The following is a 13,052-nucleotide window of genomic DNA, read 5'->3' on the forward strand; positions in this document are numbered from 1 at the left end:
TCCCTGAGAAAAACAAAAAAACCTCACATTTCGTGAGGTTTTGCAGATTCAGCTCTGGTTTTTACCAGAAAGAGATAGACAATGCGATCGCCTCAACCTAGAAGCTGAAGGTAGTCCGCAGAGTTCCGACATAAATATTGTCGTTTCTGTCATTGTGTTCGGGGTTGAACAGCACAATTACGCCAGGAGTAATCGAGATATTATTGGAAACGCGGAAGCGATAGAAACCTTCCAGGTGATATCCCGTATCGCGGTCTCTGTTGGGGCCGCTGGTTGCTTTCGGAGGCATCCCAAACACAACGCCGCCCAAGTTGCCGCGAGCGCCCAAATCGGGGAAGAGGACAGAACCCGCCCAAGTCCAGACATCAGCACTGCGGCTGCCGCCTGTTTCGCGTTCTGTATCAAACCAACCGCCCCAGCCGCCGAGAACGAGGCGACGACCCAGGTTAATTTGACCTTCAACGCCGTAGACGTTAGCAGAAGTCGCCACTGCACCAAAAGGACGAATGGCATTGATGCTGCCCGTGCTACCCGTCAGGTTGACATCTTCACCCGGCATATAAGCGCGAGCGTAGCTTAAGCCAATCCCAAAGGTATTTCCGGTGTAGCTAAGTTGAGCGCGAGCTTGATACGCGCCATTAAACAAGCCATCTTTCGGTAAGGGGCTGTTGCCATCATCCGTCAGGTAAGAAACAGCCAGGTTTAACCGAGGGCTAAAGTTGATGGATAAACCTCCACCAATGCCATCGGGTAGGCGGGAAACGGGGTTGCGCTGACCGAAGCGGGAGATAGAACCTTGACCGCTGCTGTTGAGCAAGGTGGGGAAAGTCGGCGCAACATCATCCGCCGCTAAACCTGTGGTACCAATCCAACCCGTAATCGCGTTACCAATCGGGAAGCGATAGGTTAAAACATCCAACTCAAAATCATTACCAGTGTTGGTGTCAAAACCGAGGCGAGCCATGTTAGTGCCCGTTGCACCTGTGAAGGAGATATGATTACCCGCTTGCAAACGAGTTCTCAGGCGGTCTCTGCCGGTGAAGCTGGTGTCAAAGTTGAGGCGAGCGCGTCCAGCCAAAACCACGTTGTCATCAATATCAACGTTTTGGTTGGCTTTTTCATCCCCAAAGGCACCGCTTAAGCCAAAAATGACTTCCCCTCTCAACTTGGTGGTGGTGGAGAATTGGTTGGCTTCAAGTTCGGCAGTCCGAGCTTCTAGAGCATCTACGCGACCGCGTAAGGTTGCCAGTTCAGCCGCAAATTCTTCTTGCAGGCGTTGCAGCACTAACAAATCTTCGCGAGTCAGAATATTTTGGGTTGCTGCCGCAATCAATTCGTTGATCCGGTCTAAGCAAGCGTTTAAACCTGCTGCAAACTCAAAACGGGTTAAAGCTCGGTTGCCTCGGTAGGTGCCATCGGGATAACCCGCAATACAACCGTAGCGCTCAACCAAAGATTGCAGAGCTTGGAAAGCCCAATCAGTGGGTTGAACGTCGCGCAACTGAGAAATGGAGGTGACTTGACCCATTGAGTCAAGACCAACCACGGGTTCGCTGTAACGCTCAATTTGATCAAGATTCGCGTTCGGAGCGGCTTGAGCAACCGTCAGGGGTGCAGCTAAGATTTCCTGTACGAGGTTAGCGTCTGTAGTGTCAGCCTGAACGGGAGCGACGAGATCGGCTGCGGCGATCGCAGGAATCGCTTCAGCAGCAACGTCTAAATTCTGAGTTTCCGGAGTCAAAGAAAAAGTACCGGATTCCAGCAATGTTGCGCTGGCATTTGCGCTGGCGGCTCCTAAAAGCGCCATACCCAGAAATGCTGGGGTTACTAATAACGACTTAAACAAAAGTTTTGACTTCATCTCACTCTGTCCTCACACCTTACAGACCATATTATGATCCAACATGGATTTTACCATCTTAGGCTGAAAATTCCCTGTTGGGTAGAATACATCTATCATCTTGTTCAGAGTTTGATCTGAGCTTTACCTAATGTACAATCTTGCGACTTTTTCTTGAGCTTTATCCTACTATAAACTCATTGAAAGCAGAAAGGAAATCTTACGATTTCGCTCTCTGCTTTTGAGTTGTTTAGCGCCTAACTCTTGTTCGTTTCTTCTAATAAATTAGAAGGTGAACGTTGTTCTCAAGGTGCCAATAAAGATATCGTCCTCGTTTAAATTGCCTTGAGCGGCATTTCTCAACCAGATTACCCCTGGCGTCACCGAGATATTGTCAGACACTTTGAACTTGTAGAAACCTTCAATGTGTAAAGGTAACTCATTGTTGACTCTACCTAAGCGGTTCACGCCACCCAGATAAGGAGGAACGCCCGCTACAATCCCTAGAAGGTTGCCGCGTCTGCCAAAGTCAGGGAAAGCTAAGTTGATTGCATAGTTCCAAACTTGACCGTCAGCACCACCCGTTAGACCGAGAGTGTCTAGATCGAGAAGGCGGACGTGCGTGTAGCCAAACCAGCCCGAAATGGCAAAGCGAGGGCTAAATTGGAAGGATGCTTGGGCACCGTAGGAATTGGTTATGGCAGGACCTACATCGCTGATGGCAGAAACGATGGGCGTACCGACGATAGCGGTACCGCCGCCGTTATCAAAGATAGCGTTGCCTTGATTGTGGTAGCCGTGGACGTAGGTAAAGCCGACGGATACGCCGTTGGTTGGTGCAAAGGTTAACTGAGCCAGGGCAGCATAATCGCCATTAAACAAGCCTGTATCTTGACCTGGGTTATTTCCTTGATCGGCTAAGTAGCCCAAGGTTAAGTTAACGGGGCCGAGACCGACGGGGAAGCGAATGCGACCTAAGTTAATATTGGCTCCAATCCCTTGACCTCCCCCAATCCGATATAACGGACTGCGTTGACCGAGGGTAGACAGCGAACCGCTACCGCCATCAAAGTCTTCTAGGTAGGGGTTTAAGGTGGGGGTGAAGTCATCAAAGACGCCCGCGTTGGCTGCAACTGCAACTTTGATGTTGTTGGTCAAGTTGAAGAAGTAAGCCAGGGTATCTAACTGAAAGTTATTGTCAGTGTTGCCAACATTAAATGTTTGCAGACCTGAAGCTGGCTGGAAGCTAAAGGGAGTGGCATTACCCGCTTGGAGGCGAGTAATTAAGAGGTCTCGACCTGTGAAACTGGTGTTGAAGTTCAGGCGAACCCGACCTTGAAGGACGGTGTTATCGTTGCCCGATCCCGGATAGTCACCAAAGGCATCGGTGACAGCGAAGATGGCTTCACCCGTTAGCTTGGTGGTGGTAGAGAATTGGTTGGCTTCGAGTTCGGCTGTACGAGCTTCAAGCGCGTCAACGCGACCCCGTAATGTAGCCAGTTCAGCCGCAAATTCTTCTTGCAGGCGTTGCAGCACTAACAGGTCTTCGCGGGTGAGAATGTTAGCGGTTGCTGCTGCGATCAGTTCGTTGATCCGGTCTAAGCAGGCGTTTAAACCAGCGGCAAATTCAAAACGGGTCATGGCCCGGTTGCCGCGATAGGTTCCGTCTGGATAACCTGCGATACAACCGTAGCGTTCAACCAAAGATTGTAGGGCTTGGAAAGCCCAGTCGGTGGGTTGAACGTCGCGCAACTGGGAAATGGAGGTGACTTGTCCGGCACTCCGGGTCGAACGTCCCTCATTGCCATATTGCATGAGTTGGTCTAAGGACGTTGTGTTGCTCTGCACTGGCTGAGTTTGCTGGGCCAGTAAGTTGGGAGCCGCCGGGAGTTCAACTGCTGGCGCTTCCACTTTGTCTAGAGCTTTGGTTTGTGCCCCTAGGCTTTCCACCTTTTGAGATAGGCTAGAGAAGGACTCTGGGTTGACAGAGGCTTCGCTAAAGGAAAATTCTGGAGCTGTCGTAGAAAAAGTTAGTTCTTCGCTCTCTAGAATGGCTGCGCCTGCTGTTTCTAAGCTTTGAGCAACATTTTCTTCCAGAGAGATAACGCTTTCAGAGGCGATCGCTGCGGCTGAGGCAGCAAGGGTAGCCCCTAAAATAGCGGGACTGACCGCTAAGAGGTTCCACAGGGTTTTCGTCATATGCTCGTTCTCCTCACACCTTATATAGAACGAAGGGTTGGCTCTGTTTTTCGGTAGAGCTTGGATCGCTGCGATCGACAGCTTGCAGAAACTACAAGGGCGATCGCGCTTTTTAACCTTACGCAGTATACCCGATCCATATAGCAAGCAGGTTGACTTTAAGATAAGGACTTTCCTAGGGTCGTTTGCTTGAGGATTGGTTGCCAGCGAACTCTCGCTTTTTAGAGATTTAAAGACCTCACTGCCAGAATCATAGCAAACCTATTAACCCAAGATTAACTTCTCTGTTCAATAACAGCGTAAAAAATTTCTGATATTTCAGAGGGGAACCTATAGGTTGCTGAACCCGTCTTCTAACCGATTTGGTCTAGCACTTGAGCTAGAGAAAAATCTTTTTCTGTTAGCCCGCCTGCATCGTGGGTTGTTAAGGAAAGGATAACTTTGTTATAGGAAATTTCGATATCCGGATGGTGGCCAGCTGCTTCTGCGGGTTCTACGAGTTGATTGACAAATGCGATCGCTTCTACGAAATCTTTAAACTGACGCGTCTGTTGCAGTTGGCGATCGCTAACGCTCCAACCGGGGAGTTGGCTGGCTTTGGCTGCAATTTCTGAAGTGCTAAGTAACTGTGCCATCGCGAGATTGTCCTGAACGAGTTGATAGTCCCTTTAAAAAGCTATCCGCTCTCACCCAATCAGACAACAGTTAAGGTTGGCTGGCTTGTGTGAGAGCGGTCTAGTGGGTCTTCAAGTTGAAACCTGACTGCCGGAAGGAACTCCAAGACAGTTGCAGTCCTCGTAGAGAACGGGGTTCTCTATCGGATTTAAGCTGACATTTTTAGAGAACAGCCCCGGCGCGCAGCCGATTTAAACCAACTTGAGGACCCATGCGTTTACTACTATCTGTCATGGGCATCACCTCCTATTTCCCTAAACGGTTCTAAATTTCTGAATGTCAGAGTCTTTTGACTCCGGGCGGTTGACGCCTACGGCTACGATAACACACAAATTCAACAAAAAACACGCACTTGTCGCCGCGATCGCCAAATTTTTCCGATTGATTCGTTCAAAAGACCGAAGCGCTTAGGAATTTTGCCCGGTAGGATTGGAAAAATATCTATCGCCCAACTCCGTTCGCCGCGATCGCAGCAAGCCAAACCCATGAGTCAATGGTTGCCGAAACTCCTCAAATTCCTTCCCTTTGGGCTAGTGGCTCTAGGGATTGCCCTCGCCTTCCCCTACATCGAAACCGAACTCCAAGGTCTATACGATGCCCTAGATACCACTTGGCAATTTACCCTAAACCTAATGGCAATGGGACTGATTGCCTTAATCGTTGCGGGTTTGCTCATTCCCCTAGAAACCCTCGGCTGGTGGGCTGGGTGGTACGGCGATCCCTTAGAAACCCAACTCGATCCGGGTACCCTCGTCAAACCGTTACCCCCAGAACAGCAAGTGAGCCGCTATGTCATCTACCTAGACGGCATTGCCCAGAGTAAATTTCAGTACCTCCCAGAAGCCGAAAACTTTCTCACCACCCTCGAATCCGTCCTTCCAGACGACATCTTAATCGTTAAAGGCTTAATGCCCTACTCGCCCGTCAACCGACCCCTCACTGAAGAGCGTTTCCTCAGCTTTTTTTGGCGACTCGCGACGAAGTTTCAAGGATCGGAGTCCCTGGGCTTCCTGGGCTTCTTAGGCAGTTTAACCATTCAACTGCGAAATATGATCGTCGTCGCGATTTCGGCCGATCGGCGCTACGGGCCGATTTACAATCGCGGTACCGCTCAGGTGATGTATAACAGCCTGATTAACCACGGCTACGAACCCGACAGCGGCATTCCCATTACCCTCGTGGGCTATAGCGGGGGGGCGCAAATTTCCCTAGCAGCAGCCCCTTATCTCAGACAAACCTTAAAAGCGCCCATCGAAGTAATTTCCATTGCCGGGGTATTTAGCGGCAATCAGAATGCTCTTCAACTCGAACATTTCCATCATTTTGTCGGCGATAAAGATGTCCTAGAACGCCTAGGGGCCATTTTATTTCCCAAGCGCTGGGCGATCGCCTTTTTATCCTACTGGAATCGCGCCAAACGACGCGGCAAAATCTCCATTAACTCCCTAGGCGAAGTCGGCCACAACGATGCAGGCGGGCCGTTTGACGACCAGCAACAGCTTGCAGATGGTCGCAGCTTTCTACAACAAACCGTTGAGGCTGTCGCCAATATTATCCTCGGTAACATCACCCCCGCCGAACCCCTCGCCTCTCATCAGCCCAGCAACTACGAACGCTATCAACAAGCTCCCTTTAACCAGCCCAGTTATTATCCCATCGAGCAAAACCTCGATCCTCAACTGTATCGACCCATTGGGACTTGGATGGGGCGTTTAATCCTACCCTCGCCCAAACGTCGCCGCCGCGCCAAAGGCGTGCTGATGGAGTTGTATTGCGCCGAACCTGCCTATCAAGAATGGGTGGGACAAAAGGTGCGAGTTCAGTTTGCGCGCGATTCTGCCCGGATTAAAGACTATGTGCGAGCCGTTACCAAAGATGTTTATCTCAGCGAAGAAGCCAAATACAGCCAATCTCAAGGAGCGATCCATCCCGAACGCCTCAACCGCTGGCAGCAAGTCAATCCTTTAGAATCCTTGGCGGGTAGCCGAAAACGCGATGACATGGTGGTGTTGCTGCGCGAGGTGCGGGTCAAAAGTACATCGCCGCTGACCTTAGAGATTGCACGAGATCCGATCCAGATCGCAGGACGATTTTATGCCCTCGTGCAAATTCTGCATCCTGTGGGCGATCGCGGCGAACTCTTCTGTGTGGTTCATTTTAATCGCCAATCTCGCCAATTTGACGGCCCCAAAGAATTGGTGCGCTTTCCAGAAGTGATTGCCAACCGCGAGGGCATCTACCCATCGACAACGCAAGGAATCGAGCGATCGCCCCAGAATCCAATGGGATGGTACATCTACGGGGCGCAAGATCGTTCGGGAACCTTTGTGGTGAGCGCGATCGCCCCTCGTTCTCTGTTCCGGCTGCAACCCGATCGGATCGTGAGCGGGGAAAGCGCCTGTCGGGAGTATCTGACCCATCAAACTTGGGAATTACTCGAAAAAGGCACCAGTAATTCCGTGCTGCTGTGTCCTTATCCCTCCCGCTACGCTCAAAGCGATCGCCCCCAGTTGCAAGAACTGCCCAAAATTGCCCAACATGAAGTCTTGCGAGAAGCCGTTCGCACCTCCACCGTCAGCAATCTCAACGTCCCCGCCTCCACCTTAATCAACCAGTGGCAGCAAGGCGATCGCGCTTTAGTCTTGCACGTCTATGGCGGCATCGGCGGTCAAAAACGCGAATCTGCGGCAAAAACCCCGATCTTCTTCGGTCATTTTGCCTACGGCGTTGCCCAAGTGGTTTGGGAACCCTTAGCCGAAGAACTGCGCTTTGAAATCGATTATCTGCAAGTGTATACCCACAACGTCGATGGGATTATTGCCGGAACCTTAGCTTGGAATCGTTTTATCGGCGATCGCCAATGGGGTTGGCTGGGAACGCGTCCTGTCTGCGATCTGTTGGTAAAACTCGATGCTTTTACCGACGCCTATCAAGTGGGTGACATTGCGCGATCGCCCCTCGATATTTTCCTCGACCAACTTGAAGTCATGACCGCCCGTTACCGCATTGGCGACGGTACCGGAGGCACCTACGTCGGCCCGGCGCATAACTGCGCCCAAGACTCCAATCAAGCCCTATACGCCGCCATTCGCCAAATTCAGAAAGGCATTGACAACTATCCCGAAATTGCCCAAAAAATTCGCCAAGACCCCCAACAAGGCGAGCGATTTGAGCAACTGATCGCATTAGGAAAAGGGATTAAACGCGAACTTCTCCCCTTTGGGGCCGCCCGCGCCGACTGGCGAGAAAATTCTAGCCAACTGGGAATTAGCCCAGAAGAAGATGCCATTTCTAGCCTGTTAGTGGGATTAATGAGTTGGCGGAGTTTATTTCCCCGCAAAGCTAGCGAAACCGTTGCCAAAGAATTTCTCTATCAAGGAGCTTTAATTTGGGTACTGCGAACGAACCAAGTTGGCGGCTACGATCCAGACATTGAACCTCTTGCTCCTACACCCATCGGTTAATTTTCTGACGGATTGCTATGGCAAACACAATTGCTTTAATTGCTCATGACTCGAAAAAAGACGAAATCGTTGATTTCGTTAAAGCCCATGCTCCCCTTCTAGGGCGCTATCTGTTAATCGCCACAGGTACCACGGGAGAACGCCTCCAAGCTGAAACCGGGCTAAAGATCGAACGCTTGCTTTCAGGTCCTTTAGGGGGAGACGCTCAAATTGCCGCCCGCGTCGCTGTCGGGGAAGTTGCGGCGGTCATCTTTTTAGTCGATCCGCTTTATGCCCAACCGCACGAACCGGATATTCAAGCCCTACTGCGGATTTGCAACGTGCATAACGTCCCTTTGGCGACGAATTTAGCCACCGCAGAAGCGATCGCCACCCGGTTAGCAAAAACCCTAGTCGCTCACCTCATCTTTAACCCAGTCTCCGGTCAAGGCAATTCCACAGAAGACTTAAACTTAATCCGTCAACTCCTCGAACCCCATCTAGATTTATTCATCCATCAGACAACGCCCAATACAGAACCGCAGGACTTGGCAAAACAAGCCTTAGCAGCCGATGCCGATCTGGTGATTGCCTCTGGAGGAGATGGGACTGTATCAGCAGTTGCCGGGGCGCTGATCGGCACAGGCGTTCCTTTAGGGATTATTCCCAGAGGAACGGCGAATGCTTTTGCAATTACCCTAGGACTGCCTCGGTTTATGCCCATTCGCAATGCCTGTCAGACGATTCTGGGCGGACACACGCGCACCATTGACGCCGCTCAGTGTAACGGGATGCCGATGGTGTTACTGGCAGGGATGGGTTATGAAGCCGTCGCGGTTGAATTGGCCAATCGGGAATTTAAAGACCAGTGGGGAGCGTTTGGTTATTTTGTAGCGGGCTGGCAAGCCATTGATGAGGGCGAGCTATTTGATACAGAAATTTCCCTTGGGGGGGATGTGTATGATTTTCAGGCTCATGCCATTACGATCGCCAATGCCGCACCTCCCACTTCTGTACTCGCACAGGGGGCAGGGGAGGTGATTTTTGATGATGGTTTATTGGATGTAACGATCGCCACGGCTCAAACGAAGTTGCAGGGCGTCACCACCATGTTAAAGATGTTTGGAGCGGCTTTAACGCGCACGAACGTTGAGCAGCAAAATGTGGTTCATTTTCGCGCCAAACACATCAAAGTGACGGCAACGCCCCCGCAAAAGGTGGTGGTGGATGGCGAAGTGATTGGCACAACCGCAATGGAGGTGGAATGTATCCCTAGGGGACTGACGGTGGTGGTGCCGCAGGCCCAACGCCCGGATGCGAACAAGCCGCTAGAAACCTAGGTTTTCGGGATACCTTGAACGGTGAGTACCGAACAGGGGGCATGATGCAACACGTAGTTGCTGACACTGCCTAGGAAGAGTTCGGTTAAGCCAGCTCTGCCGCGTCGCCCAATGACGATTAAGTCCGCTTTCCAGGTACGGGCTAGGGTACAAATGGTCTGTCCGGGGTTGCCTAGCGCTTGGCTGAATTCTGTGGCAATTCCGGCTGAGGTGGCTTGGGCGGTGAGTGCATTCAGGAGGGTTAAGCCGTCTTTTTCTAAGGCTTCCCATTGTTGAAAGTGCGCTTTGATCGCTTCGGATTTGAGGGGCGTGTAAACGCTGTCAATGGGAAAGATGGCGTTGGGATAACTTTCTTCCATTGGCGAGAGGACATGGACGAGCATGAGCTGTCCGGATAAGGCTTGGGCGAGGGCGATCGCTTCTTTAAAGGCCTGCTGGCTGGTTTCTGAACGATCGACGGCAACAATGATTCTGTTCATAACAGCACCTTAAGAATGTCTCTAGGTGTGAAGCGAACGCCATAATAGAAGGGAAGCAGTCTGAGTAAGCTTTATGATTATTTTTACTCCTGTTGCAATTCGTCCAGTGGCTGCAAGCGTGGTGTTCGGTCTAGCTCTAGCGTTTGGGGTGAGGGTTTCGCCTAGCTCGGCTCAGTTTAGACGCGATCGCCCTGATTTTTTTGAGCGCGGCCAAGAACAGCTACAGCAGGAAATTGACCGCTTGCAAACTCAGCCGATAGACCCTGCTAATGGCGTTTTATCGGTGGAAGCGGGTGCCGTACAATGGCAGCCTACGCTTCTAGAGGAGGCGGGTATCTCGATCTTACTGCCTGCTGGGGAACAGAGCCAGCAACGGCAAACCTTAGAAACAATTCAAGGGGCCATCGAGTTTCAACTGTTGAGCGTCCAAGCGGGGAATTCGCGCTATCTTACGGGTTATGCTTTAAATCTATCGCCGACTCAGGTTCAAGACCCTGCCCAATTATTGGCGGCGGCGGGTGCGGCGATCGAGAGCGATCCGGCGGTGACGCGATTGAGCGATCGCGCGATCGCGTTAGGAACTTATCCCGGTCGAGAGTTATTCTTAACCAGCCAAAATCGCCAACTCGTCGTGCGGCTCTATGTGGTGGGGCAACGGATGTATCTGTTGAGTGCAACTCAACCCCTAGGCACTCCATCGCTAACCGCAGCCACGGTGCAATTTTTCGAGTCGTTCCAATTGCTCAACTAATTTTTTGAGGGGATTTGCTTTTTCCTAAAAGCCCGTGCTAGGATGGCAAAGCCACGGACGTATAGCTCAGTTGGTTAGAGCGCTACGTTGACATCGTAGAGGTCACTGGTTCGAGTCCAGTTACGTCCATTTTGCTTGTCAAACAAATACCAGTCAAGCTGCTAACAGAAGGGATTGCTCCTACGGGCTTATCGTTGGATACTAAGCTCAGACTCCCCGCTCGCGGGAGATTTGGTTTGCCTTTGAGTCGGTTTCTGAGGCAATTGGTAATATTGATTTCATGCAAGTGAGGTTAAGTTGAACGCATCACCGGAGCAACACCCAACCGCAGCACCGCAAACCTGGAGTCAGCGATTTGAAACAGCACTTCATCCAGCGATCGCGCGATTTAATGCCAGCATTAGCTTCGATATTGAATTAATTGAATACGATCTTAGCGGCTCGGTCGCCCATGCCAAAATGTTAGGTCACACAGGCATTATCTCTGCGGAGGAAACCGAACAATTGGTCAGCGGTTTAGAGCGCATTCGCTCTGAATATCGCCAAGGCTTATTTAAACCGGGAACCGATGCGGAGGATATCCATTTTGCGGTAGAACGGCGACTGACGCAAATTGCGGGCGATGTGGGTAAGAAATTGCACACGGCGCGATCGCGCAACGATCAAGTCGGTACGGATACGCGGCTGTATCTGCGCGAGCAAATTCAGCAAATTCGCGAGCAGTTACGCCAATACCAGCACACTTTACTGACCCTAGCCCAAGCTAACCAGGATACTCTGATTCCGGGTTATACGCACCTCCAACGCGCTCAACCGCTGTGTTTGGCTCATCACCTGCTCGCCTATTTTGAAATGGCACAGCGCGACTGGGAACGCCTAGGGGAAGTCTATCAACGGGTGAATATCTCTCCCTTGGGGTGCGGTGCGTTAGCGGGAACCCCTTTCCCGATCGATCGCCATTACACGGCTGAATTACTGGGGTTTGATGAGGTTTATCGCAATAGCTTGGACGGGGTGAGCGATCGCGATTTTGCCATTGAGTTTCTGTGTAGCGCCAGTCTGATCTTAGTCCACCTCTCGCGCCTGTCTGAGGAGATTATTCTGTGGGCTTCAGAAGAGTTTGGCTTTATTACGCTTAAAGATAGCTGCTCGACTGGCTCTAGCATTATGCCCCAAAAGAAGAACCCCGACGTTCCTGAGCTGGTACGCGGTAAAACCGGACGGGTATTCGGTCATTTGCAAGCCATGCTGGTGTTAATGAAGGGGTTGCCGCTGGCCTACAATAAAGACTTGCAAGAAGATAAAGAAGCCCTATTTGATGCGGTGAAAACGGTCAAAGGTTGTCTAGAAGCCATGACCATTCTCTTAGCCGAAGGGATTGAGTTCCGCAAGCCTCGCCTAGAAGCTGCCGTCGCCTCTGACTTTTCTAATGCTACCGATGTTGCCGATTATCTAGCCACCAAGGGCGTACCGTTCCGGGAAGCCTATAATTTGGTTGGAAAGGTGGTGAAAACCTGCCTGAGTGCCGATAAGTTGTTAAAAGACTTGAGCCTGGAAGAGTGGAAAGCGATCCATCCTGCCTTTGAATCGGATATTTATCAGGCGATCGCACCTCGACAGGTAGTGGCGGCGCGCAACAGCTACGGCGGAACCGGATTTGAGCAGGTTAAACGCGCGATCGCTCAAGCACAAGAGCGGCTGAATTCATCCGATTAAAATTAAAAAAACTCAGCTCGCTTGAGGCGAGCAGTTTCCCACTCTGCTTGACTGAGCAGCCGGAAGCGGAATTGTCAATTAAGCAGAGAGGAAACGATGAGTACCGATCGCTAGCAAAGATTTTAAATTCTCAGTTGCCGATCGGGAGACTCAATCCCGACTTGCCAGATACTAGATAGCAAATACTTCGCCAATGGCTAGTAACATTCGGAAAGGGAAGGGTAAGTCTGTTGGCTTAAAGAAGTTGCAAACGCTTTAAGACTCAGACGTTGTCATTTCCTCTCCTTCTTCCTCTGACTCTGTTGGCTTCACATACCGCCGCCTGGTAAAGCGACTTGAACTTTTCCGTTTGCGAAACTTGCGAGCGTATGCCAGATTTCGCTGCGCCTTCTCTTTCTTGGGGTTACGGCGCTTCGCCATGTTCACCTCATTGATTCACAACAAAAACAGTGCCGAGTCCTAACCGTAGCAACACTGACGTGCAAATGTTGCCCAGTCGGAGGCACCATCTTAACATCTATTGTGGCATACTGTTCCTTTTTCCTGAGCGAAAGTTGACAATCAGCCCATGCGCTTGAGGAGAGCTTTTTTGCAATACTAATAATCTAT

General features: G+C 51.0%; 9 protein-coding genes and 1 tRNA gene. 5 read left to right on the plus strand and 5 right to left on the minus strand.

Features of this window, described 5'->3' with window-relative positions; translation table 11 throughout:
* Window positions 1–97 precede the first annotated feature (97 nt).
* From QQ055_RS02375 to QQ055_RS02385, 3 genes are all read right to left on the minus strand, one after another.
* Window positions 98–1,861 (minus strand): iron uptake porin, encoded by a 1,764-nt coding sequence (locus QQ055_RS02375; RefSeq protein WP_286004175.1) that lies wholly within the window; start codon window positions 1,859–1,861, stop codon window positions 98–100.
* A gap of 264 nt (window positions 1,862–2,125) precedes the next feature.
* On the minus strand, window positions 2,126–4,039 hold the full coding sequence (locus QQ055_RS02380; protein WP_286004176.1) for an iron uptake porin: 1,914 nt from the start codon (window positions 4,037–4,039) through the stop codon (window positions 2,126–2,128).
* A 353-nt stretch (window positions 4,040–4,392) separates the two neighbouring features.
* Window positions 4,393–4,674, minus strand: a complete 282-nt coding sequence (locus tag QQ055_RS02385; protein WP_069970033.1) for a 4a-hydroxytetrahydrobiopterin dehydratase — start codon at window positions 4,672–4,674, stop codon at window positions 4,393–4,395.
* Between the two features lie 456 nt (window positions 4,675–5,130).
* On the opposite strand from QQ055_RS02385, the gene QQ055_RS02390 reads away from it, so the two are divergent.
* Window positions 5,131–8,178, plus strand: coding sequence for a CAAX protease (locus tag QQ055_RS02390; protein ID WP_286004177.1), 3,048 nt, complete (start codon window positions 5,131–5,133; stop codon window positions 8,176–8,178).
* A gap of 17 nt (window positions 8,179–8,195) precedes the next feature.
* Complete coding sequence (mgsA, locus tag QQ055_RS02395) at window positions 8,196–9,497, plus strand: methylglyoxal synthase (protein ID WP_069970031.1); 1,302 nt, start codon at window positions 8,196–8,198, stop codon at window positions 9,495–9,497.
* Here mgsA and QQ055_RS02400 read toward each other — a convergent pair.
* Entirely contained in the window at window positions 9,494–9,976 is a 483-nt protein-coding gene (locus tag QQ055_RS02400) for a universal stress protein (RefSeq protein ID WP_286004178.1), read from the minus strand. The genes mgsA and QQ055_RS02400 overlap by 4 nt on opposite strands.
* 73 nt (window positions 9,977–10,049) lie before the next feature.
* On the opposite strand from QQ055_RS02400, the gene QQ055_RS02405 reads away from it, so the two are divergent.
* The 3 genes from QQ055_RS02405 to argH all read left to right on the plus strand — a co-directional run bounded on the left by QQ055_RS02405 (window position 10,050) and on the right by argH (window position 12,443).
* Window positions 10,050–10,727, plus strand: coding sequence for a hypothetical protein (locus QQ055_RS02405; RefSeq protein WP_286004179.1), 678 nt, complete (start codon window positions 10,050–10,052; stop codon window positions 10,725–10,727).
* Window positions 10,728–10,782: 55 nt separating this feature from the next.
* Window positions 10,783–10,856: transfer RNA gene (locus QQ055_RS02410), tRNA-Val, on the plus strand.
* A 168-nt stretch (window positions 10,857–11,024) separates the two neighbouring features.
* On the plus strand, window positions 11,025–12,443 hold the full coding sequence (argH, locus tag QQ055_RS02415; protein WP_286004180.1) for an argininosuccinate lyase: 1,419 nt from the start codon (window positions 11,025–11,027) through the stop codon (window positions 12,441–12,443).
* Window positions 12,444–12,698: 255 nt separating this feature from the next.
* On the opposite strand, the gene QQ055_RS10930 is transcribed toward argH, so the two are convergent.
* On the minus strand, window positions 12,699–12,863 hold the full coding sequence (locus QQ055_RS10930) for a hypothetical protein (RefSeq protein WP_490722102.1): 165 nt from the start codon (window positions 12,861–12,863) through the stop codon (window positions 12,699–12,701).
* Window positions 12,864–13,052: the final 189 nt, after the last annotated feature.

Source organism: Geitlerinema calcuttense NRMC-F 0142 (assembly GCF_030285425.1).

Excerpts from the sequence above, each read along its gene's own strand:
- QQ055_RS02385 (WP_069970033.1), bottom strand. The coding sequence starts at position 4,674 with ATGGCACAGTTACTTAGCACTTCAGAAATTGCAGCCAAAGCCAGCCAA.
- mgsA (WP_069970031.1), top strand. The coding sequence starts at position 8,196 with ATGGCAAACACAATTGCTTTAATTGCTCATGACTCGAAAAAAGACGAA.
- QQ055_RS10930 (WP_490722102.1), bottom strand. The coding sequence starts at position 12,863 with ATGGCGAAGCGCCGTAACCCCAAGAAAGAGAAGGCGCAGCGAAATCTG.
- QQ055_RS02400 (WP_286004178.1), bottom strand. The coding sequence starts at position 9,976 with ATGAACAGAATCATTGTTGCCGTCGATCGTTCAGAAACCAGCCAGCAG.
- QQ055_RS02380 (WP_286004176.1), bottom strand. The coding sequence starts at position 4,039 with ATGACGAAAACCCTGTGGAACCTCTTAGCGGTCAGTCCCGCTATTTTA.
- QQ055_RS02375 (WP_286004175.1), bottom strand. The coding sequence starts at position 1,861 with ATGAAGTCAAAACTTTTGTTTAAGTCGTTATTAGTAACCCCAGCATTT.
- QQ055_RS02405 (WP_286004179.1), top strand. The coding sequence starts at position 10,050 with ATGATTATTTTTACTCCTGTTGCAATTCGTCCAGTGGCTGCAAGCGTG.